Origin of the sequence: Virgibacillus xinjiangensis, from assembly GCF_042643145.1 — a bacterium.
Taxonomy (GTDB): Bacteria; Bacillota; Bacilli; order Bacillales; family Amphibacillaceae; genus Virgibacillus_O; species Virgibacillus_O xinjiangensis.
On sequence record NZ_JBHRSA010000003.1, the window covers coordinates 61,679 to 83,539 of the forward strand.

At 48.3% G+C, this 21,861-nt stretch carries 18 protein-coding genes; 15 read left to right on the top strand and 3 right to left on the bottom strand.

Features of this window, described 5'->3' with window-relative positions; genetic code table 11:
• Positions 1 to 104 precede the first annotated feature (104 nt).
• A complete protein-coding gene (locus ACFOGI_RS00415; RefSeq protein WP_390266730.1) occupies positions 105 to 1,109 on the bottom strand; it encodes a TIGR00341 family protein in 1,005 nt (334 codons plus the stop codon).
• 291 nt (positions 1,110 to 1,400) lie between these two features.
• Here ACFOGI_RS00415 and nirB (ACFOGI_RS00420) point away from each other — a divergent pair, with 291 nt between their 5' ends.
• The 8 genes from nirB (ACFOGI_RS00420) (at position 1,401) to ACFOGI_RS00455 (ending at position 13,907) form a co-directional block, all read left to right on the top strand.
• Complete coding sequence (gene nirB / locus ACFOGI_RS00420; protein ID WP_390266732.1) at positions 1,401 to 3,812, top strand: nitrite reductase large subunit NirB; 2,412 nt, start codon at positions 1,401 to 1,403, stop codon at positions 3,810 to 3,812.
• 66 nt (positions 3,813 to 3,878) lie between these two features.
• Positions 3,879 to 4,199, top strand: coding sequence for a nitrite reductase small subunit NirD (nirD, locus tag ACFOGI_RS00425; RefSeq protein ID WP_390266734.1), 321 nt, complete (start codon positions 3,879 to 3,881; stop codon positions 4,197 to 4,199).
• A gap of 64 nt (positions 4,200 to 4,263) precedes the next feature.
• Complete coding sequence (gene cobA, locus ACFOGI_RS00430) at positions 4,264 to 5,055, top strand: uroporphyrinogen-III C-methyltransferase (protein ID WP_390266736.1); 792 nt, start codon at positions 4,264 to 4,266, stop codon at positions 5,053 to 5,055.
• A gap of 125 nt (positions 5,056 to 5,180) precedes the next feature.
• Entirely contained in the window at positions 5,181 to 7,541 is a 2,361-nt protein-coding gene (nirB, locus tag ACFOGI_RS00435) for a nitrite reductase large subunit NirB (protein WP_390266738.1), read from the top strand.
• 42 nt (positions 7,542 to 7,583) lie between these two features.
• Positions 7,584 to 9,722 carry an assimilatory nitrate reductase catalytic subunit NasC gene (gene nasC / locus ACFOGI_RS00440; RefSeq protein WP_390266740.1) on the top strand — a complete coding sequence of 713 codons (2,139 nt, stop codon included), beginning with the start codon at positions 7,584 to 7,586 and terminating at the stop codon, positions 9,720 to 9,722.
• 46 nt (positions 9,723 to 9,768) lie between these two features.
• Positions 9,769 to 11,211, top strand: a complete 1,443-nt coding sequence (locus tag ACFOGI_RS00445; protein WP_390266742.1) for an MFS transporter — start codon at positions 9,769 to 9,771, stop codon at positions 11,209 to 11,211.
• A 362-nt stretch (positions 11,212 to 11,573) separates the two neighbouring features.
• Positions 11,574 to 11,795, top strand: a complete 222-nt coding sequence (locus tag ACFOGI_RS00450; protein ID WP_390266744.1) for a heavy-metal-associated domain-containing protein — start codon at positions 11,574 to 11,576, stop codon at positions 11,793 to 11,795.
• Between the two features lie 216 nt (positions 11,796 to 12,011).
• Entirely contained in the window at positions 12,012 to 13,907 is a 1,896-nt protein-coding gene (locus ACFOGI_RS00455; protein ID WP_390266746.1) for a heavy metal translocating P-type ATPase, read from the top strand.
• 320 nt (positions 13,908 to 14,227) lie between these two features.
• Here ACFOGI_RS00455 and ACFOGI_RS00460 read toward each other — a convergent pair whose 3' ends face one another.
• The gene (locus ACFOGI_RS00460) at positions 14,228 to 14,863 is read right to left on the bottom strand and encodes a YdhK family protein (RefSeq protein WP_390266748.1); all 636 of its coding nucleotides are present in this window, start codon (positions 14,861 to 14,863) and stop codon (positions 14,228 to 14,230) included.
• A gap of 258 nt (positions 14,864 to 15,121) precedes the next feature.
• Between ACFOGI_RS00460 and ACFOGI_RS00465 the strand changes: the two genes are divergently transcribed.
• Both ACFOGI_RS00465 and ACFOGI_RS00470 read left to right on the top strand, forming a co-directional pair.
• Positions 15,122 to 16,510 (top strand): sensor histidine kinase, encoded by a 1,389-nt coding sequence (locus ACFOGI_RS00465; protein WP_390266750.1) that lies wholly within the window; start codon positions 15,122 to 15,124, stop codon positions 16,508 to 16,510.
• Positions 16,503 to 17,192, top strand: a complete 690-nt coding sequence (locus ACFOGI_RS00470; RefSeq protein ID WP_390266753.1) for a response regulator transcription factor — start codon at positions 16,503 to 16,505, stop codon at positions 17,190 to 17,192. The genes ACFOGI_RS00465 and ACFOGI_RS00470 overlap by 8 nt, the downstream gene beginning before the upstream one ends.
• A gap of 70 nt (positions 17,193 to 17,262) precedes the next feature.
• Here the strand turns inward: ACFOGI_RS00470 and ACFOGI_RS00475 are convergent, their stop codons facing one another.
• Positions 17,263 to 17,589, bottom strand: coding sequence for a four-helix bundle copper-binding protein (locus ACFOGI_RS00475; protein ID WP_390266755.1), 327 nt, complete (start codon positions 17,587 to 17,589; stop codon positions 17,263 to 17,265).
• A gap of 186 nt (positions 17,590 to 17,775) precedes the next feature.
• On the opposite strand from ACFOGI_RS00475, the gene ACFOGI_RS00480 reads away from it, so the two are divergent.
• The 5 genes from ACFOGI_RS00480 to ACFOGI_RS00500 all read left to right on the top strand — a co-directional run bounded on the left by ACFOGI_RS00480 (position 17,776) and on the right by ACFOGI_RS00500 (position 21,801).
• A complete protein-coding gene (locus ACFOGI_RS00480) occupies positions 17,776 to 18,078 on the top strand; it encodes a metal-sensing transcriptional repressor (RefSeq protein ID WP_390266758.1) in 303 nt (100 codons plus the stop codon).
• Between the two features lie 13 nt (positions 18,079 to 18,091).
• Positions 18,092 to 20,476: a heavy metal translocating P-type ATPase gene (locus tag ACFOGI_RS00485; protein WP_390266761.1), complete on the top strand. Its 2,385-nt coding sequence runs from the start codon at positions 18,092 to 18,094 to the stop codon at positions 20,474 to 20,476.
• 24 nt (positions 20,477 to 20,500) lie between these two features.
• On the top strand, positions 20,501 to 20,704 hold the full coding sequence (gene copZ, locus ACFOGI_RS00490; protein WP_390266764.1) for a copper chaperone CopZ: 204 nt from the start codon (positions 20,501 to 20,503) through the stop codon (positions 20,702 to 20,704).
• Between the two features lie 68 nt (positions 20,705 to 20,772).
• Positions 20,773 to 21,369, top strand: coding sequence for a class I SAM-dependent methyltransferase (locus ACFOGI_RS00495; RefSeq protein ID WP_390266767.1), 597 nt, complete (start codon positions 20,773 to 20,775; stop codon positions 21,367 to 21,369).
• Positions 21,370 to 21,633: 264 nt separating this feature from the next.
• Positions 21,634 to 21,801 carry a hypothetical protein gene (locus ACFOGI_RS00500; RefSeq protein WP_390266770.1) on the top strand — a complete coding sequence of 56 codons (168 nt, stop codon included), beginning with the start codon at positions 21,634 to 21,636 and terminating at the stop codon, positions 21,799 to 21,801.
• Positions 21,802 to 21,861: the final 60 nt, after the last annotated feature.

The following is a 21,861-nucleotide window of genomic DNA, read 5'->3' on the forward strand; positions in this document are numbered from 1 at the left end:
AAGGAGAGGCATGTGAATAGCTGAACGGTCCGAGTGGGAATTGTTGGGGCCTGAGTGGGAATTGTTGAGGCCTGAGTGAGAGATGTTGAGGCCCCAGCACCTTCCTAAACAAGATTGATGAAAACGATCGCTGTGATGAGTATTGCGCTGATGATGGAGATGAATAATAGGGACAGTTTCCGAGAGATATGCGCTTTCTGCAGATCCTGCCAATTGACCGGTTTGATGCCGGTGAGCCAGAATACGAGGATGGCCGAAAGCAGGATGGAATCCACGTTCACCATCAGCAGGATGAACGGGACCAGGGCGCCGGCCAGATCTCCTGTTCCAAGAACCATGCCGAAAACGACAGCTGGCGGAAGCAACGCAACGGAAACCATGACTCCCACCAATGCACCCTCGTTCCTTTTCACGAAGGACAAGGCCCCGGCAGCTCCAGAAGCCAGTGCCACTGCTACATCTACCAGTTGGATATCTGTCCGTGAAAGAAATTCATCACTGTAGATCGGTGGCTCGAAAAAGAAACCGAAAGCGGTGGCCACAAGGACCGGTACCCCTATACCGAATAAAGCGGTGCGCAGAGCTTTTTTCATCAGCTTGAAATCACCGAGCACGGAAGCAAACGATACCGCGGTCACCGGGCCGATGATGGGAGCGATCACCATGGCGCCGATTACGATGGCCGGACTGTTTTTGATGATGCCTGCAGTGGCAACAATCGAAGAAAACAGGATGAACCACATATAACTCATGCTCATATATCCTGATTCCTCCACAGCCGTATACAATTCATGCCGGCTGGCCCGCTGTAGATCTTTTTCCTCATTATCTTCTTCCTCCGAGGGTTGTTCCTCTTTTTCTTCTCGTGGGAGGTAGGTGCGGACAGGGAGGAGCATCACCTGGTATGTATCTTTCTTGCCAGGCAGCCGTTCCAGGTAATCCAGGATTTTCTCCGAATCATTGGTCTCCACCAAAACTCTTGTCAGTTTCTTTTCTTCGTCGAATCCGACCGTCCAAAAAGAGACAACCGGAAACAGGTCCTTCATTTCCTCCATGTCCAGAAATTTTTCAGGGGCATATATCTCCAATAATTGCAGCGGCATCCGCATTCGACTCACTTTCCATAGAAATTCTCATGCTTATGCTTGCCGGTTGAACTGAATTTATGCTCTTGAAGTAAGTTCCAGTGAAAATGTTTTTCCCCCTTGTTTTCCCTCACAAGAATTTCATTTCTGTTGCGCCAGCAAACAAATAAGGTGTGCTAAAGACTGTCCTCCTATGTAAGTATATTTAATTTTTAATGTCAGATTACCTAACAAGAAAATTGTGTTAATTTTCTACTGCGGTAAACTGGGGGTAGATAAGATTCAGAACAAGAATTAAGGGAGGATCATATGCACATGGCAAAACAGAAATTGGTTGTGATTGGCAATGGAATGGCGGGGATCCGAACACTCGAAGAGATTTTAAAACAGAAGCCGGAAGCATTTGATATAACGGTTTTTGGAACGGAGCCATATCCGAATTATAACCGGATTCAGTTATCGAAGGTATTGCAGGGGGACACATCGGTTTCTGATATTACCCTGAACGAATGGCATTGGTATGAAGATAATAATATCCGCTTGTATCCAGGAGAAACAGTAACAGAGATCGATAAGGAAAACAAACAGGTTTTTACAGATAAGAAGCGTACTGAGCCTTACGACAAAATGATTATCGCAACAGGCTCCCATCCGTTCATCCTGCCTTTGCCGGGTGCTGATAAAGAAGGGGTGACAGCCTTCCGTGATATCAAAGACTGTGAAAAGATGATGGATTATTCCAATAAATATAAAAAGGCTGCCGTTATTGGCGGGGGACTTTTGGGGCTGGAAGCTGCACGGGGGCTCTTGAATCTGGGAATGGATGTAGATGTTGTCCATCTGGCCGATTCTCTGATGGAACGGCAGTTGGATGAAACGGCAGGTAAGATGCTGCAGGAATCCCTGGAAGAACAGGGGATGAATTTCCTGTTGAACAGGCAGACAAGCGAGATCATGGGGGATGACCGTGTTACCGGACTGAGGTTCGCTGACGGTGAGGAACTGAAGGCAGACCTCGTGATCATGGCTGTCGGTGTCAAACCGAACGTGGGCTTGGCCAAACAGACAGGGATACCGATCCATCGAGGAATATTGGTCAACGATTACATGGAAACGGAAATTCCTGACATATATGCCGTGGGGGAATGTGCAGAACATCGCAACGTAGTATATGGCCTGGTTGCACCATTATATGAGCAGGGGCAGGAACTTGCCAAACACATTTGTGGAACACCAGGGGAAGGCTACCAAGGATCGGTGGTCTCTACCCAATTGAAAGTCTCCGGTGTTGACGTTTTTTCCACCGGTCAGATCGTGGAGGACGAAAGGACAAAGGCAATCAGGACATACGATGACTGGAACGGTGTCTATCAGAAACTGATAATCGATGAAGGGAAACTGTCAGGAGCAGTTCTATTTGGTGATACGAAGGATGGCAACCGGCTGCTCAGCTTGATCAAAAAAGGAGCCGATGTCGAAGAATTCCTCGAAAGCGACCGTAGTGATGAATCTGCCATGGACATGATCGCTTCCATGCCGGAGGAGGAATTGATCTGCGGGTGTAACGGGGTGTCGAAGGGTACCATTGTCGAAGCGATCCAATCACAGGGGCTGACATCTGTTGAACAAGTAAAAGGCTGTACAAATGCCTCCAGATCCTGTGGAACCTGTCAGTCACTTGTTTCCGATCTGCTGGAATACACGCTTGGTGATGAATACATTAAAGATCAGAAGGAGGCAATTTGCAGCTGTACCACCCTATCAAGGGATGAAGTGATTGAGGAAATCAAAGAAAAGGGACTCAAAACCACACGTGAAGTGATGAATGTGCTCGGATGGGAAAGCGCAGAGGGATGCTCCAAATGCAAGCCGGCGCTGAACTACTATATGGGTATGCTTAATCCGACTGAATATGAAGATGAGAAGGAGTCCCGTTATGTCAACGAACGGCTGCATGCCAATATCCAAAAGGACGGAACATTCAGTGTAGTGCCGAGAATGTACGGTGGTGTGACGGACTCGGACAGTCTCCGGAAAATCGCCGATGCAGCGGAAAAATATGAGGCAGGCATGATTAAAGTGACCGGTGGACAGCGTATCGATCTGCTTGGTATCAAGAAAGAGGATCTGCCCGATATTTGGAGAGACCTCGATATGCCTTCCGGTGCTGCATATGCCAAGGGCCTCCGTACCGTGAAAACATGTGTGGGTGCTGACTTTTGCCGGTTCGGGACACAAAACTCAGTAGGGATGGGGATCGATCTGGAGAAGAAATTTGAAGGCCTTCAGACCCCGCATAAGATCAAGATGAGTGTATCAGCCTGTCCGAGAAATTGTGCAGAGGGCGGAGTGAAGGATGTGGGGGTCATCGGCCTTGATGGTGTCTGGGAAATATATGTTGGCGGTAATGGAGGAACAGAACTCAGGAAAGCAGACCTGCTGACAAAAGTGGAAACAAGTGAGGAAGTAATAGAATATGTGGGCGCGTATTTGCAGTATTACAGGGAGACAGCCAATTATCTGGAAAGAACGTCTAAATGGGTGGAACGAATGGGTGTCGATCACGTCAGGGAAGTGGTGGAAGACGGTAATCAGCGGGATGAGCTGAATGAGCGTATGGAGGTGGCCTTGTCCGCTGTACAGGAGCCGTGGAGTGAAGCGGTCAATAACGGAACATTGTTGAAAGAACTGTATGAAAAAGTGCATGTGCCGACTGGTTCGAAGTAAAGGGAACTTCCAGTTAATTGAGGAGCATTGCTAAAAGGTACGAAAAATATTTGGGGAGGAATCTGCATGGAAAAGACCATTGGAAAGTTGTTAGTTGGAAAGTACTCGGAACTGCCAGAGAGATTGGGAAAAACAATAATTTTAGACGGTCAGGAGATAGCCGTATTCAAACTGGCTGATGGGGAAGTCCGTGCAATCGAGAACCGCTGCCCCCATAAAGGTGGAGTACTGGCAGAGGGGATGGTCAGTGGGGACCATGTTTTCTGCCCTATGCATGATTGGAAAATAAGCATCATGGACGGCAAGGTTCAGGCACCGGACGAAGGCTGTGTCCAAACCTATCAGGTAGAGGTTAAAGATGAACTCGTTTATATCGTTTTGGGGTGACCAACCATTTGCGTCACGAGAAAGGTGATCACGTAGTAACCGGCAGAATCGAAGGAGGAGCAGGATGGGTAAAGTCTATTTAGTCGGGGCCGGACCAGGTGACCCGGAATTAATCACAATAAAGGCATGGAAGTGTGTGAGAGAAGCGGATGTAATTTTATACGACCGGCTGGTGAATCCTGAGCTACTGGAGGAATCCAAGCAAGGTGCTGACTGCATTTACTGTGGAAAATTTCCAACCCTCCATATGATGAAACAAGAAAAAATTAATGAATTGTTGGTGAGGTATGCCAAGCAGGGAAAAACAGTTGTCAGGCTGAAAGGTGGAGATCCATTCGTCTTCGGACGGGGAGGAGAGGAGGCAGAAGCATTGGCAGCAGCAGGCATGGATTATGAGGTGGTTCCGGGTATCACCGCCGGGGTTGCAGCGCCGGCCTATGCAGGCATTCCTATTACCCATCGGGAGCTCGGAAATTCATTTGCCATTGTCACCGGACACTGCAACACTGGAAAACCTGCTGATGTAAAGTGGGAAAGTCTCGTGACCGCAGTTGATACACTGGCCATCTATATGGGGGTGGGAAACCTCCCTTATATACGGCATGAGCTGTTAAAGCATGGGAAACCGAAAGACACTCCGGCAGCGATTATTCAGCAGGGAACAACCAACCTGCAAAAAACGGTCATAGGAACCCTGGATTCCATCGTCGATGTAGCGGAAAGGGAACAGATAGAGAACCCGGCGATGATTGTGATCGGCGAAGTCATTCAATTCAAAGAAAGGATCGAACTGCTGAAACAGATGAATGGTCATGGCCGGGCAACAGATGTTCCATCAAGTATATTAACTTCTTGATGCTATTGGAGAAATGGTTGCAAAACAGCAGTATTCATCGGTATATATCTTCATATTAATATCTTTTGTCATCATTCAGCGTACTGTTCAACGTATGTTGATAGCCAGATGGAGGTCATTTAGGAATGGGAGAGCAAAAACTGATCATGATCGGGAATGGAATGGCAGGCGTGCGTTGTCTGCAGAATATATTGGAGGAGGACCCAGAACGTTATGAAATCACCGTTTTTGGCAGGGAGCCGCATGCAGGCTACAGCAGACTCATGCTCTCTTCTGTCCTTCAGGGGGAAACATCGGTTCATGACATTTTTATCCATCAGGATAACTGGTATCAAAGGAATAATATTCAGCTTTACACTGGAGAAACTGTCCTGGCAATTGATAAGGAAAAGAAGATAGTAAAAACAGATAAACATAGGGAGGCAGTGTATGACAAACTGATCATTGCTACAGGTTCTTCGCCATTTATGCTGCCGATACCAGGAGCAGACAAGCAAGGGGTCATGGCGTTTCGAACCATCGAAGACTGCCAAAGGATGATGGAAGCCTCTAGAGATAGCAAAAAAGCGGTGGTCATCGGCGGTGGCCTGCTCGGCTTGGAGGCAGCAAAAGGATTGTTAAATCTCGGCATGCATGTGGATGTTGTACACATAAATGAATACTTGATGGAGAAACAGCTCGATGCCGAGGCTTCTCGAATGCTGCAGGGGGAACTGGAAAGCCAGGGGATGAACTTTTTGATGAATAAGGTTTCTGAGGAAATTATGGGGGAGGAGAAGGCGGAAGGAATCCGCTTTAAAGACGGCACCTATATTGAAGCCGGCTTGATTGTAATGGCTACAGGTGTCCGGCCGAATAATCAATTGGCCAAAAACAGCGGCATCGCTGTCAACCGCGGCATTATCGTGGATGATTACATGCAGACCGACAGCCGGGAGATCTATGCCATTGGAGAATGTGTAGAGCACAGAGGAATGGTATATGGCCTGGTGAACCCGCTCTATCAACAGGGAGAGGTGCTTGCCAAGCATCTATGTGGAAAGCCCACCAATGGATATCATGGTTCAACACTCTCCACCCAATTGAAGATTTCCGGAGTTGAAGTGTTCTCCGCTGGACAGTTAACTACAGATGCTTCTACGAAGGAAATCCACTATCAAAATGGGATCGAATCAGTATATAAAAAAGTTATTTTTCAAGGAAATAGAGTGGCAGGGTTTGTCCTGTTCGGGGATGTGGGCCAAGGTCCCAGGCTGTTGGAAGCTATCACTAAACGGAAGGTAGTGCCCGATCAGGATAAGGCTCATCTACTGGAACCAACTGACCCAGCCGACTCCTATGTCGCCGTTCTTCCACCTGGGGAACATGTCTGTACCTGTAATAGTGTTTCCAAGGCAGCTATTATCCGCTCTGTACAGGAGAACGATCTCTCTACTGTAGAAGATGTGAAAACCTGCACAAAGGCATCCAGTTCTTGTGGGGGGTGCAGGCCTGTAGTATCAGAGCTGCTCGATTATATCCATAGTGACTATTTTGCTGAAGGGATTGGTTCGGAAGCGTTATGCAGCTGTACCACATTGACAGAAGAAGAAGTTGTCGAGCAGATCCAGCGCAGAAATTTAAAGATTGCACAGGAAGTCAGGGAGGAGCTTGGCTGGAGAAAAGAGGAAGGCTGTGGCGTCTGCCAACCTGCACTCGACTACTATCTGGATATGATCTATCCGGAATATGAAACCCCGGAGGAGACCATCTATCTGAACGAGTGCATGAATGCGGCCCGGCTAAGTGATGGTACATATGAGGTCGTGCCACAACTGTACGGTGGTGTGCTCGAAGCAGAACAGCTGAAACGGATCTATAAAGTGGTGGAGAGATATCCGCTGATCCGGCTTGCCGTTGCAGGGGATCAGCGAATCCATCTGTCGGGGATAGGAGAGAGGAATCTATCGAATGTGTGCCAGGAACTGAATATGCCGCTTATTTCGCGTGCAGGTCATTGTGTCGAAACAATTAAAACCAGTATTGGGGAGCATATATGCAGGTGTGATAAAGAGCCTTCCGTTTATGTGGCTGGTGTGTTGGAACAGAAAATGGAGTTTCTTAAAACACCTTACCAAGTGAAGATCGGCATTTCCGCCTGTGTCCATAATGGAGCCGGATCGACCACCAAGGATGCAGGGGCAATAAAAATCGATAGAGGTTGGGAGATTTATACTGGAGGCAGCAGCGGCAGGAACGCCCGACCCGGGGAATTACTATGTGTGGTGGAAACGGATGAAGAAGTTATTCAGATGATCCTGGCATTTGTTCAATATTACCGGGAGTCCGCCAACTATAAAGAAAGGACATGGGAGTGGATCGGTCGGGTAGGGCTTGTGCCTATCCGTGAGGCACTATTCGATAAGGAATCCCGGGATCTTCTATTAAAAGGAATGGATGCAGCGGTTACACAAAGAAAGAGCTCCCTGACCACGGTCAGTACTTGATGAAAGAAGCTGATCAATCATAGGAGAGAAAGGTGAAGCAGCTTGACGGAGTTAATGTTGAAATATTTTCGCTCAAAGCAGCAGGAGGTACAGAAGGAGGAAGTCTATGATTCTCAATGTCCTTTCTGTAGCATGCAGTGCAAAATGCAGTTGATTGAACAGACGGTTGTTTCCAGGAAAACGTACAAAACCATAGGGAAGGATAATCCGACAACAGGAGGGCGGCTCTGCATTAAAGGAAATAATGCCCATCAGCACGCACTCAGTAGTGAACGGGTCAAACATCCCTTGATGAAAGTGGATGGAGAATTTGTGCCGGTTTCATGGCGGGAGGCACTGGAACGTATCAGGCAGGAGTTCACCTCCATTCAACAGGAAGACGGCCTGGATGCCTTATCTGTTTATGGAAGCGCCTCGGTCACCAATGAGGAGGCATATCTATTAGGGAAATTTGCCCGCGTAGCACTAAGGACCAGGCATATTGACTACAATGGCCGTCTGTGTATGGCTTCTGCAGCTACTGGAGCCAACCAGTCCTTTGGGATGGATCGTGGGTTTACCAACAGCTTGGATGAAATTCCATATACACGCACCATCATACTGGCAGGGACAAATATAGCAGAATGCCAGCCGACAATTTTGCCCTATTTTGAAGAGGCGAAGGATAATGGGGCTTATATTATTGCGGTGGATCCGAGGGAAACGGCTACCACAGAAATGGCGGATCTCCATTTGAAAAATAAGCCGGGTTCCGATGTTGCGCTGGTCAACGGGCTGCTCAAGATAATTATCGAGGAACGATTAACAGATGAAACATTCATCAAGGAGCGGGTCCATGGTTTTGAGGAAGTAAAAGAAAGTCTTGCCTCTTTTGATCTGGAAGAATGTGCACAAATCACAGGAGTTTCCAAAGAACAATTATACCAGGCAGCGGTTATATTCGGGCAGGAAGCAACCGGTATGATTTTCACAGCCAGAGGGATTGAACAGCAGACAGACGGGACAGCTGCAGTCCGCGGTTATATCAATATCCTGCTTGCAACCGGGAATATAGGCAGACCTTACTCCGGTTATGGGGCGATTACCGGGCAGGGCAACGGCCAGGGAGCCAGAGAGCATGGACAGAAAGCGGACCAGCTTCCCGGATATCGTTCTATAGAAAATAAGGCCGATCGCGAGTATATTGCCGGCATTTGGGGAGTCAGCGAGGAAGACCTGCCGGGCAAGGGGGTTTCCGCTTATGAGATGGTTGAGCGGATCGATGAAGGGACGATCACCGGCATGTTCCTGATGTGTTCCAATCCGCTGATCTCTCAACCAAATGCAAATTTTGTAGAAAAAGCGTTAAAGAAATTGAAGTTTTTGGTTGTGGCCGATATGTTCGTGTCGGAAACGGCCAAATTGGCTGACATGATTCTGCCGGCGTCCTCTTATTTGGAAGATCAAGGTACCATGACCAATGTAGAAGGGAGAGTGACACTTAGGGAAGCGAAACGGCCGCTGCCGGGAGAAGTGAGGAATGACTGGCAGATCATTTGTGATATGGCAGAGGTCCTCGGGAAAGGCAAGTACTTCCCTTACCGCTCTGCAGAGGAAATCTTTGAAGAGCTGAGGATCGCAAGCAGGGGAGGAAAAGCAGATTATTATGGAATAACCTACCAAAAACTGCGGGAGAACTCGGGGGTGCTCTGGCCCTGCCCGGATGAGAGCCACAAGGGTACGCAACGACTGTTTGAATCTTCCTTTGCGCACCTGGATGGGAAAGCAGAGATGGCAGTTATCTCCCATGTACCCGAGGTACCGAAAGAAACACCTACGGATGAATTTCCTCTCTTCTTAACGACGGGAAGAGTGATGTCCCAGTACTTGACAGGGGAACAGACGAGAAGGAGCGCCTCCCTGGCAGCAAGGGATTTCGAATCTTTCGTGGAAATCCACCCGGATACCGCAAAAAAGTATCAATTGAAGGATCGGGCATTGGTAAGGGTCCAGTCAAAAAGAGGCAGTGTCGTGGTGAGAAGCAGGTGCTCAGATAAGATCAGGAAGGATACGGTGTTCGTCCCTTTTCATTGGACACAGACGCAGAATGTGAACCAGCTTGTCGCAAATGACCTGGATCCTGCCTGCAGAATGCCTGGTCTGAAACTCACAGCAGTCAATATCAGTCCTGCTCAGGACTGATAGGTTATGTCACATACTTGAAATTTATGCTGAGAAGGAGGATACTATGCCGAACACATATCAAGGTAACAGACAGATTCTCTTCCTGACTACACTGGCATTTTTTGTAAGTGTCCTAGTCTGGTTCAATATGGCACCTTTCCAATCCCTCATCATGGAACAGATGGGACTGTCGAGGGATGAAATAGGGGTGTTGATGCTGGTGAACCTGGCTCTGGCCATCCCGGCGAGGGTTATAATGGGACAGTGGGTGGACCGGTTCGGACCGAGGAAAGTTTTTTCCATTCTCTTGATGGTAATGAGTATTCCCTGTCTCCTGTTCGCTTTCGGGAATTCATACAGTCAGCTGCTGGTTTCCCGGTTGCTGCTTGGTGGAATTGGCGGGAGTTTTGTGGTTGGTATCCGCATGCTGTCGGAATGGTTCCCGCAGCGCCAGGCTGGGTTTGTACAAGGTATCTATGCCGGGTGGGGAAATTTCGGATCGGCAGCGGCCGCCTTTTCCCTGCCTGGGGTGGCTCTCATCTTCGGCGGAGACAATGGCTGGAGATTTGCTATTGCTTTAACAGGGGTCATTGCCCTGGTTTATGGAGTTATTTATTACTTTACAGCGGAGGATTCTCCGGCCGGGAAGGATTTTAAGCAATCTTCTTCCTCCGGTGTCATGAAGGTTACCAGTGTACCTGACCTTTTCCTCCTGATGGTGACTTCATTCCCGCTTTATGGCGGACTTGCGGTACTTGTCTGGTCACTGCAGCGAACTTCCATGCTTCCTGCAGAATGGGTGATAGCACTGTATATCCTGCTGGGGGGCTTGTACCTGACCCGAGCGGTGAGGATATGGACAGCCAACTGGGCCCATTTGAAAAAGGAGATTCCAAGAGAAGAAAGATATTCCATGAGTCAGGTGAGTATCTTAAGCATTTCCTATTTTGCCACATTTGGTGCAGAATTGGCTGTTATATCCATGTTGCCCATGTTTTATCAAGACACGTTTATGCTTGGTGCTGTAGGAGCCGGGATGATTGCCAGCAGTTTTGCATTCACAAATCTTGCTGCCCGCCCTGCAGGCGGCTGGCTCAGTGATAAGTTTGGACGGAAGCGAGTGTTAATGACACTATTGTTACTTCTGGGGATTTTATATGTCAGCATGTCATTTCTTTCCTCCCACTGGCCGGTTGTTATAGCAGTCATCTTGACGATGTGCTGTTCCATGGTCGGGCAGGCAGCATCTGGCTCGGTATTTTCACTGGTTCCTTTGGTGAAAAAGAATAATACGGGACAGGTGTCGGGGATGGTTGGTGCCTATGGAAATATAGGATCGGTCTGTTTCCTGGCAGTTCTCCATATGGTTAACCCCGTTTTCTTCTTCCTCACAATCGGGGCCGCTGCCTTTCTATGCTTTGGGTTGACCTTCTTTATAAAAGAGTCCCAGAGTCAGAAGACAGCAATAAGGAGCCCAGTGGAAGAAGAAATCTTACAAGCCCGCTGACACTATTTAAAAGAAAATGACTGAGCGGACAGTTTCGTTTAATGGAGTTGTCCGTTTCGTCCCAACTCGGGCCATGCCGCCGCTCACACATGCCGCACTTGCCACAACTCAGGCGCCACCCAGCCTCACTCGTGCCGCACCCACCTCAACTCGGGCGCCACCCAGCCTCACCCGTGCCACACCGCCTCCCACTCGTGCCCCACCCAGCCTTACACGTGCCACACCCACCTCAACTCAGGCGCCACCGCCCCCAACCCCAAACACCCCCAACACAAATTTCTTCAAATTTTGACCTGCGTCAAGGAAGCCACAAGCCTGACGTCTTATACTGAAGATAGAATAAAACAAAGGAGAGATACCCAATGAAAACAGCAAAATTCCAATTGGAACCACTCACTTGCCCATCCTGCATCAAAAAAATTGAAGGGAAATTAGGTAGGATGGAAGGGGTCTCTGAAGCAAAGGTTCTATTTCACTCAAGCAAGGTGAAGGCACAATATGACGAATCCAAGGTCAAAGCCAAAGACCTGGAGGAGACCATCTCCAATTTGGGCTATCCTGTGCAGTCTTCCAAAGTCTCATAGATAATCATGCAGGCAGTCCAACAGGGCTGCCTGCAGTCTTTCCAGCGGAGGACTGCCAGGAACCCATAAGAAATCGGGTCGAAGTTGATGCAGGTCAATTATTTCTTCGGACATTGGTCGTATGATGGAACCATGAGGAAATACAGATGGCAGCCGGAAATCTTAGAGAGATAGATTTTTACCGGCAATGCTGTCTCAACAAAGGAGAAGATGATAATGATTGGTTGGATCCATCAGCAAATCAATAAAATCACTGCTGTTTCGGGATTGCTGCTGCTGGCGGCGCTCGCTGCTTATATCGGCGGTTTTGATGGAGTGAGACAGGGGACGTTGGTGGCTGCAACGGCCATTGCCGGCGTGCCGATTGCCATCAAGGCATACCAGGCGCTCCGTATGAAGGCATTCAGTATTGAACTGCTGGTAACCATCGCGGTGGTGGGTGCCCTCCTAATCGGAGAATATGTAGAATCGGCAGCTGTAACGTTCCTTTTCTTGTTCGGGGCTTATTTGGAAGCGAGAACATTGGAAAAGACCCGTTCATCGTTGAAGGATCTGGTTGATATGGCACCACAGGAAGCGGTAGTCATTCGTGATGGAAATCAGGTGAACGTTCCGGTGGAGGATGTTCAAGAAGGAGAGACGATTGTCATTCGCTCTGGCGGAAAAGTGCCGGTGGATGGCAGGGTTCTCACCGGCCAGGCATCGTTGAATGAAGCAGCGATAACGGGTGAGTCGGTGCCAGCGGCGAAAACGCAGAAGGATCAAGTCTTCAGTGGAACGATCGTCGACCATGGCTATATAGAAGTGATTGCTGAAAGAGTCGGAGATGACACGACCTTTGCCAAAATCATTGAACTCGTCGAGGAAGCTCAGGAGACCAAATCGAAAACAGAGAAGTTTCTGAATCGCTTTGCCAATGTCTATACACCGGCCGTTGTCTTGTTGTCCATCCTCGTTTACGCCCTGACAAAAGATCTCCATCTCGCCATCACGTTTCTGGTTGTGGCCTGCCCGGGAGCCCTGGTGATTGGTGCACCGGTTTCCACTGTAGCGGGGATCGGCAATGGAGCGAAACATGGTGTGCTACTGAAGGGTGGGGAAGTCATGGATCAATTATCCAAGGTAGATACCATCGTCTTTGACAAGACCGGAACACTCACCAAGGGGAAACCCGAAGTGACGGACATCCAAGTGTTTAACGGACATGATTCGACCGAACTTCTACGGCTTGCTGCTAAAGCGGAAACTATCTCCGAGCATCATTTGGGACAGACGGTTGTCAGAGAAGCAGCTTCGAGGAAACTCAAGTTGGCTGAGGGTGACGTGCAAGGAGAAGTCTTGAAGGGAAACGGACTTTTGGCTATAGTGGATGATCGACAACTGGCTATCGGCAATAGAAAATTGATGGAAAAACAGGGAATCCTCATCCCGGACGAAATCAACAACCATGCCCTCACAAAAGAGAAAGAAGGAAATACAGCTGTATTCGCGGCGGTTGACGGGGAAATCGCCGGGATCATTTCCATTGCCGATCAAATTCGTGAGGATGCGGTAGAAGCACTAACTGTCATGAGGAGGAATGGTGTCAAGCAGATGGTCATGTTGACAGGAGACAACCGCCATACGGCAGAGGTTGTAGCCGACCGCCTCGGCCTGGATGCATTCCATGCAGAACTGCTGCCGGAACAGAAGGTGGAATATGTCCAGCACCTCAAACGAACCGGCCATGTGGTGGCCATGGCGGGTGATGGAATCAATGATGCACCGGCAATCGCTGTCGCTGATATCGGTCTGGCGATGGGAGAGGGAGGAACGGATATTTCCATGGAAACGGCCGATGTAGTACTGATGGCCGACAAACTGAACCAGTTCTCCCATGCTTATTCTCTAGCGAAAGCAACGGTCCGCAACATGAAGCAGAACACCTTGTTCGCGGTCGGGATTGTATTTGTCCTGCTGATCGGTGTCCTGATGGGAGATATCCATCTGGCATCCGGTATGTTCATCCACGAGGCAAGCGTCCTGATCGTCATCCTCAATGCGATGAGGCTGATCCGTTTCAACCGTTCAAAAGGGAAAAAGAGGATGGAGGCACTGCCTGCTGAAGTATAGTAAACGTTAGAAGGAATATGGAATTGCCTCCCAAGAGGTGAGGGAGGCAATTCCTGCGAGGCATTAATCTCCAGTAGGTGCAGGAGGGTATCTGTATTTGACTCTCTTTAATAGAAACTCTCATGCTTGCCAGTCACTCCTACTCGGGCGCCAGCCCCCTCCGCTCGTGCCGCACCCACACACACTCGTGCCCCAGCAATTCCTGCTCGGGCCTCAGCACCTCCAACTCGGGCGCCGGCATCCCCGCTCCACCAACCTGCCAATTAAGCCATATCATTCAAAAACCCCTTCCGTCCTGGAAGGGGTTGATCATTCACCTATTATTCCGCGGTTAATTCACTCTCTGTCACCCATTTGTGATTGGTCACTTCTTCTCCGCCGGTAGTAGTGAAGTCTACCATATAAACTGTGGTATCCACTGCTTCGTCTATCTCTGCAACAGCTCCATCCATGCCCTGCATATGATCAGCATCCAAGGTTACCTCTTCCCCGGCTTCCACTGGCTCATCGCCGGGATTTTCCAGTTCTTCATGGATGACCCACTTATGGTTCTCTACCGGTTCGCCACCGTCAACAGGTGTATAGGAAACTACGTAAGCAGTGGTATCATAAGCACCGGAGATGGTTGCTTCTGCACCTTCCATCCCATTCATATGGCTTGCTTCGATAATGGCCGTGCTTCCTGTTTCATATGTCGGATCTTCGGCTTCCTTCAGCTCGTCCGGCACTTCACCGGAGCTTGAGTGGTTATGTCCTTCCATGCCTTCTCCAGCGGATTCCGTATTATCCTCCGAACTTTCATCTCCTTCATCATTTTCCGTTTCCGTGGATTCCGTCTCTGTACCTTCGTTAGTCTCCGTTGTGCCGGTTTCCTCCTGGCTGCCTCCTCCACAGGCAGCCAGCATAAAGCTAAGTACGAGCACGGTCATTCCCACCCATATTTTCTTCCAATCCATTGTAAGCTCCTCCTTTGTGCACGTATTTTTTATGCGTACAATGATTACTCTACCCGAGAATTATGCAATTTCTATGCAGATGCTGTTACAAATTTTTTACGTGATTCGCTAGAGATGCAATCTTTTTGGCTGTCCGTTATATTGAGAGGAGAATGGCGTGAGGTCAATCCGTAGAAGGGAAAAATCCCGCTGTATGACAGAGGAACCTGCTGAGACTCTCCGCTACAAAAAGGAAATATAAGACTAGAGGCTATGAAGATGTTGAATAGAATTTCATTTAAAATAGGATTATTGTTTTTGGTTTTCCTTACCATTTTGGAAATCCTTTTATTTTTTATATTGTATATCAATCTGGCCAACACACGGGTGGAAGAAGTGATGGAGAATCTTTTGGCACGAGGGAATACCCATCGGGACGTGCTGGAAGACAATTTCGATGAGCAGACGATGGAACATGTAGGAATGATGGAGGCTGCTTCCGATTTTATTGTGATCATTACCGATGAGGATGGTAACGTTGTAACACATTCTGACCCCCTTGTACCGGAAATGACGGCTGTCATGGAACATACCGAGGATCATCATGCGGACCGGGAGGGGGAAGTGGTAGAGGAACGCTGGAAAGAACGGAACTATATAGCCACCGACAGTCCCATTACTTTGAACGGACAGCATAAAGGCCATGTCTTCATGTTTGCGGATACCAAACATGTAAAAAGGGTGCTGGATCAACTGAGTGATCAATTCATCGTGATCGGTTTCCTTACTGTAGGAATTACCATCGCTACCATTTTCATCTTATCCAGATTTATCACATACCCGTTGATCCAGATGAAAGAAGCGACCGAGCAGCTCAGTAAAGGGAGGAACAAAGTGAAACTCCAGACGGGACGAGGGGATGAGTTAGGGGAATTAGCCAATTCAATCAGCACCCTTTCCGATGACTTGGAAAGGATGAAGAGGGAACGGAGGGAATTTTTCTCCAGTATTTCGCATGAACTGAGGACCCCGATGACTTATATTAAAGGCTATGCAGATATTCTGACGAGGAAGGACCTCTCCGAGAAGGACAGAGAGTCTTATATCCACATCATCCGCGAGGAGACGGAACAATTGGCCACACTGGTTAAAAATCTTTTCGATCTGGCGAAAATGGACCAGCATAAGTTTGTGATCAACAAGCAAGTTGTACGGCTGGACACCTTCCTCCAGTCTATTGTGGGACTAGTAGAGCCAGTGTTTGCAGAAAAGGATATCAGCTTATCTGTATCCTGCCCGGAAGAAATTACAATGAGAGCGGATCCCGAGCGTTTCCAGCAGGTATTGTTGAATATCCTTGATAATGCGGGAAAACACGCGGATCCATATAGTGTCGTTTATCTGACAGCCAGCCCTGTGGAGAGGGATGTACGTCTCTCCATCACCAATACGGGGGAGGGGATCCCTAAAGAAGAGCTTCCCTATGTATTCAACCGTTTATACCGGGTGGAGAAATCCCGTTCCCGTGCCGCAGGAGGGGCCGGATTAGGACTCTCCATCGCCAAAGAAATTGTCGAAGCCCATGGAGGTTCCATAGAAATGACGAGCCAGCCTGGGAAAGAAACAAAAGTGACCATATATATCGAGAGGGGGAACGACCTTGCATAAAGTCCTGTTAGTGGATGATGAGCAGCGGATGGTGGACCTTCTGGATCTTTATCTTCAACCGTACGATTATATATGTGTAAAAGCATATGGGGCCGAGGATGCCTTGCAATACTTGGACCAAGAGACATTTGATATTGTTTTGCTTGATATCATGATGCCGGAAATAGACGGGTGGGAACTTTGCCGGAAGATTCGGCTGTTCTCTGATGTCCCTGTCATTATGCTCACGGCCAGAGAACAGCAGGAGGATATTGTTAAAGGATTACGTATCGGGGCTGATGATTATATCACAAAGCCATTTGATGAAGAGGAACTGCTTGCCAGGATGGAGGCACTGTTGCGGAGGAGAGCATCACAATCGAGGATCGAATGGAATGGGCTAGTCTGGGAAAAGGACCGTCACCAGCTAACCTATCATAAAGAGCCTATAAAGTTGACGCCTAAGGAGTTTGAGATGCTGGGACTATTGATGAAAAATCCTGATAAGGTCTTCAGCAGAGAACAGCTGCTTGATGCTGTTTGGGGGATCAATGCGGAGACGGAAGGCAGGACAGTAGATTCCCATGTCAGGAACATGCGGGAAAAAATCCGTGAATCCGGCTTTCCGGTGGACGAGCATGTTAAAACGGTATGGGGGGTCGGCTATAAATGGCTTTCCCAGAATGGCAAGCTTTCTTCTTAGCCAATATAAAACTAAAACGGCACCGGTGATTTACCGGTGACGTTCCTATTTGACTATAGTAAACGAAGTATTATGCTACTTTCTTGCAAGCTTCTGCACATTTGAAGCAGGCATCTGCACATTTCTGGCAATGGTCATGGTCATGTTTTTTACATTCATTTCCACAGTCTTCACAGATTTTGGCGCAGACGGAAGCCAGTTCGGAAACATATGGGGAATTACGGGAAATGGCTTGTTCCAGATAGCTGCAAATGTCAGCGCATTCCCTGTCCAAACGGATGCATTCTGCCATCATTTTGACATCGTCTTCTTTCAGACATGCATCGAAGCAGTGATTACATTCTTCCATACACTCATGTAATGTCTCCAGCAGTTCCTGATATTGTTGATGTGCCATATTTTATTCCTCCTTCATGATTTCTTACTGTTATATGTTTCACGTTCCATGCCCCCTTAAACTCACTTGCATGAATTCCACAAAAACTGCACAGTTTCTTAACATAAGTGTCACTGCTAATTTATTGACTTTCATACGATAGGGGGGTATCCTATAGTTAGAAAACCACAAAGGGAAGTGAAGCACATGGATGAATTTCTGCATGAACACCCGATTACCCCCCGTACGGACGCTGAAAAGCAGCAGGTAGTTAACCGGCTGAAGCGGATTGAAGGACAGGTACGGGGGATCCAGAAAATGGTCGAAGATGATCGTTATTGTGTCGACATCCTGGTCCAGATCAGTGCGATAAATGCTGCGTTGAAAAAGGTTGGATTCACCGTTGCAGAACGCCATGCAAAACACTGTGTCAGCCATGCAGTGCAATCCGGGGAAGGCGAAGCAGCGATTGATGAGCTTCTCCAGGTTATGAAACAGTTCTCCAAGTAAAGGAGGGAAAGAAATGAGCGAAGCAAAACATATGGATATCGGTGTGACGGGCATGACATGTGCTGCCTGTTCCACCAGGGTTGAAAAAGTGCTGAACAAGATGGAGGGTGTCGATGCCCAGGTCAACTTGACGACAGAGAAGGCGAGCATCGACTACCAGCCAGAAGAAGTATCTGTAGAGGACATCACGAACCGGATAGAGAAGCTTGGATACGGTGTCCAGACAGAGAAAGTGGAATTCGATGTGACAGGCATGACTTGTGCCGCTTGTTCTAGCCGGATTGAAAAGGTGCTGAATAAGCAGGAAGGCATCAGCCAAGCAAGTGTGAACCTTGCTTCGGAAAGTGCCTCGATTGAATATAATCCGGGGATGGTGGAGGAAGCAGACATTATCGGAAGGATTCAAAAGCTCGGCTATGATGCCAAGCCGAAAGCGGATAAAGCAGAAAAACAATCACAAAAAGAGAAACAGCTGCAGCGGATGAAACAGAAATTGATCGCCTCGGCCATCTTGACGCTTCCATTGCTGATTACCATGCTTGACCATCTGTTCGGCATAGCATTACCGGGCATTCTGATGAATCCTTGGTTTCAGTTGGTTCTTGCTACACCGATCCAATTTGGCATCGGCTGGCAGTTTTATATAGGAGCATACAAAAATCTCCGAAGCGGTGGTGCCAATATGGATGTGCTGGTGGCGCTCGGTACCAGTGCAGCGTATTTTTACAGCCTTTATGAAGCATTCCGAACCATCGGGAATCCCGGCTATATGCCGCATTTATATTTTGAAACAAGTGCCATCATCATTACCCTGATCCTTTTCGGCAAGTATTTGGAAATGACGGCAAAAGGAAGGACGACGATGGCCATTTCCAAACTCCTCAATCTCCAGGCTAAACAGGCGCGTGTCATCAGGGACGGGGAAGAAGTGATGGTCCCGGTGGAAGAGGTTGCGGTCGGTGACCGGCTTCTCATCAAGCCAGGCGAGAAGATACCCGTGGATGGTATCGTAGTAAAGGGCAGGACATCGGTGGATGAGTCCATGTTGACCGGTGAGTCCATCCCGATCGAGAAGGACGAACAGGCGGCCGTCATCGGTTCGACACTCAATAAGAATGGCAGCATTGAAATGGAAGCGACCAAGGTCGGCAAGGATACGGCACTTGCCTCCATTGTCAAAGCAGTAGAGGATGCGCAAGGTTCCAAAGCACCAATCCAGCGGCTGGCCGATATCATCTCCGGCTATTTTGTACCCATTGTTGTCGGCATAGCTTTCGTCACGTTTCTCATTTGGATCACCTTGGTGTCGCCTGGCAATGTGGAGCCTGCCCTGGTAGCCGCCATTGCAGTCCTAGTGATTGCCTGCCCATGTGCCCTCGGGTTGGCTACGCCGACTTCCATCATGGTCGGGACCGGCAAAGGCGCTGAGTCGGGCATCTTGTTCAAAGGCGGAGAACATTTGGAACGCACCCATCAGCTGGATGTCATTGTGCTGGATAAAACAGGTACCATAACACGTGGGAAGCCGGAAGTGACGGATTTTACGGCAGATGAAGAAACATTGAGGCTGCTGGCAAGTGCCGAAAAAGGCTCCGAGCATCCATTGGCAGAAGCGATTGTGGCCTATGCAGCAGAGCAGGATTTGAAATTGGCAGAAGCCGAGGCATTTCAAGCAGTACCCGGCCACGGTATCGAAGCAGTGATTTCCGGTAAGCGTGTGCTTGTCGGGAATAGAAAGCTGCTGGCCGAACATGGCATTCCGACCGATGATGCAGAAAGTGAGCTTACCATGTATGAAATAGATGGAAAAACGGCGATGCTGATAGCTGTGGACGATGTTTTTCAAGGAATTGTCGCTGTAGCGGATACTATCAAAGATACGGCTCCTGAAGCTGTCCGGCAATTGCAGGAGCAGGGACTGCGGGTGGTGATGCTGACCGGGGACAATGAACGGACAGCCAATGCCATCGCCGGCCAGGTCGGAATAGACCAGGTGATCGCGCAAGTCCTGCCGAATGAAAAAGCGGACAAAGTCAAAGAAATCCAGCTCGAGGGCAAGAAGGTAGCCATGGTCGGGGATGGCGTGAATGACGCTCCAGCGCTCGCTGTAGCAGATATCGGTATTGCCATCGGCACCGGTACAGAGGTTGCCATTGAAGCAGCCGACGTCACCATATTGGGCGGTGAGCTGCTACTGATTCCAAAGGCTATCAGGCTCAGCCATTCGACGATCAAGAATATCCGCCAAAATCTGTTCTGGGCCTTCGCCTATAACAGTGCAGGCATTCCGATTGCTGCGTTGGGGTTGCTGGCTCCATGGGTTGCCGGTGGTGCCATGGCGCTCAGTTCTGTCAGTGTAGTTACTAACTCCCTTCGATTGAAGCGGGTTAAAATATAATAGAAAAGAAAAGGGGAAATAGACATGGAAACAACATTGGATGTAAAAGGAATGACATGTGGCCACTGCAAGATGTCTGTAGAAGGAGCGTTGAAAGAATTGGATGGCGTCCAAAGCGCAGAAGTCGATCTTGCCAGTGGCAAAGTGACGGTTACGCATGAAGAAGGCAAAGTTACCAAGGAAGACATGCGTGAAGCAGTAGAAGATCAAGGCTATGATGTAGCATAATAGGAAGCCGGTCCCTCCAGGGGTCCGGCTTTTTATGAGGAAAAGAAAAGCTGGATGGAGGGTTGAAGATGGGTACCTACTTCCCCAAATTATATGATCCGCTGATGAAACCACTAGAACAGAAATATTTAGGAAAGCTCCGCAGTAAGCTGTTATCCGGCCGTACAGGGACCATCCTGGAGGTCGGTTCAGGGACAGGATTGAATTTTCCTTATTATGACAGAGCTGATACAGTGATTGCCGTGGAACCTGACGATACTATGAGAGAGAAATCATTGGCAAGAGTGGAGGAAGCGAACGTTCCTATTCAATTGCTGAAAGCAGATGCTGAGCATTTGCCATTCGAAGACAACACGTTTGATGTTGTTGCAGCTACCCTGGTATTCTGCACCATACCGAAGCCGGATAAAGCGCTTCAAGAAATCGGCAGGGTGTGCAAACCAGGAGCACCGATTCTTTTTTTGGAGCATGTGAAAGTGGAAGGACACTTGGGATATCTGCAGGATTGGTTGACACCGGTATGGAAAAAGTTGTGTGATGGCTGTCACTTGAACAGGGACACATACACCATGGTGAAAAACCATTTCCATATCACTCAAGTGGAGTCCTTCCTGAAGAATATATTTCTCGTAATAGAGGCCATGAACGAGAAAAATCAAGCCTGAGGTACGGATATGATACATCCATTATCTTCAGCTTGTCCTCCTGGAAGTTCGACAAAAAATCTATTTTGTTGCACATAGAGGTACACTGCAATTTGTAATAAATGTAGCTCAAAAATTCATAGGGACGATTTTTCTTGATTTGGCGGGCATCCGCACGAACAGAAATGTATAATTTCTAATAAGTATAGAAATAAATAAGAATATGTTATAAAGTATAGGAGAAGAACAAATGGTGACAAAAATCAAAGGAGAGTTTATACGGCAATGAGTGGGTATTGTATCACGTATCAGACAGATGAAGGTCTGATCAGAAGGACGGTCGTCCAGGCGGAAAGCAAGCAGGAAGCACATGAAATCGCCAGCAAACAGCTGGAAGACAGCAATGTCTTGTACGCCCAAGAAGAAGATTATTACCTGGATGCCTTTCTATAGGAAGAAAGCAGGTCGCCCCTAAGAGGTCGACCTGCTTTTTTTCTGAATCCTGTTCTAGAA

Bases quoted from the DNA above. Each gene is read 5' to 3' on its own strand.
- nirB (WP_390266738.1), top strand. From the start codon at position 5,181: ATGGGAGAGCAAAAACTGATCATGATCGGGAATGGAATGGCAGGCGTG.
- ACFOGI_RS00465 (WP_390266750.1), top strand. From the start codon at position 15,122: ATGTTGAATAGAATTTCATTTAAAATAGGATTATTGTTTTTGGTTTTC.
- nirB (WP_390266732.1), top strand. From the start codon at position 1,401: ATGGCAAAACAGAAATTGGTTGTGATTGGCAATGGAATGGCGGGGATC.
- ACFOGI_RS00480 (WP_390266758.1), top strand. From the start codon at position 17,776: ATGGATGAATTTCTGCATGAACACCCGATTACCCCCCGTACGGACGCT.
- ACFOGI_RS00455 (WP_390266746.1), top strand. From the start codon at position 12,012: ATGATTGGTTGGATCCATCAGCAAATCAATAAAATCACTGCTGTTTCG.
- ACFOGI_RS00475 (WP_390266755.1), bottom strand. From the start codon at position 17,589: ATGGCACATCAACAATATCAGGAACTGCTGGAGACATTACATGAGTGT.
- ACFOGI_RS00500 (WP_390266770.1), top strand. From the start codon at position 21,634: ATGAGTGGGTATTGTATCACGTATCAGACAGATGAAGGTCTGATCAGA.
- copZ (WP_390266764.1), top strand. From the start codon at position 20,501: ATGGAAACAACATTGGATGTAAAAGGAATGACATGTGGCCACTGCAAG.
- nirD (WP_390266734.1), top strand. From the start codon at position 3,879: ATGGAAAAGACCATTGGAAAGTTGTTAGTTGGAAAGTACTCGGAACTG.
- ACFOGI_RS00445 (WP_390266742.1), top strand. From the start codon at position 9,769: ATGCCGAACACATATCAAGGTAACAGACAGATTCTCTTCCTGACTACA.
- cobA (WP_390266736.1), top strand. From the start codon at position 4,264: ATGGGTAAAGTCTATTTAGTCGGGGCCGGACCAGGTGACCCGGAATTA.
- ACFOGI_RS00450 (WP_390266744.1), top strand. From the start codon at position 11,574: ATGAAAACAGCAAAATTCCAATTGGAACCACTCACTTGCCCATCCTGC.
- ACFOGI_RS00495 (WP_390266767.1), top strand. From the start codon at position 20,773: ATGGGTACCTACTTCCCCAAATTATATGATCCGCTGATGAAACCACTA.
- ACFOGI_RS00485 (WP_390266761.1), top strand. From the start codon at position 18,092: ATGAGCGAAGCAAAACATATGGATATCGGTGTGACGGGCATGACATGT.
- ACFOGI_RS00415 (WP_390266730.1), bottom strand. From the start codon at position 1,109: ATGCGGATGCCGCTGCAATTATTGGAGATATATGCCCCTGAAAAATTT.
- ACFOGI_RS00460 (WP_390266748.1), bottom strand. From the start codon at position 14,863: ATGGATTGGAAGAAAATATGGGTGGGAATGACCGTGCTCGTACTTAGC.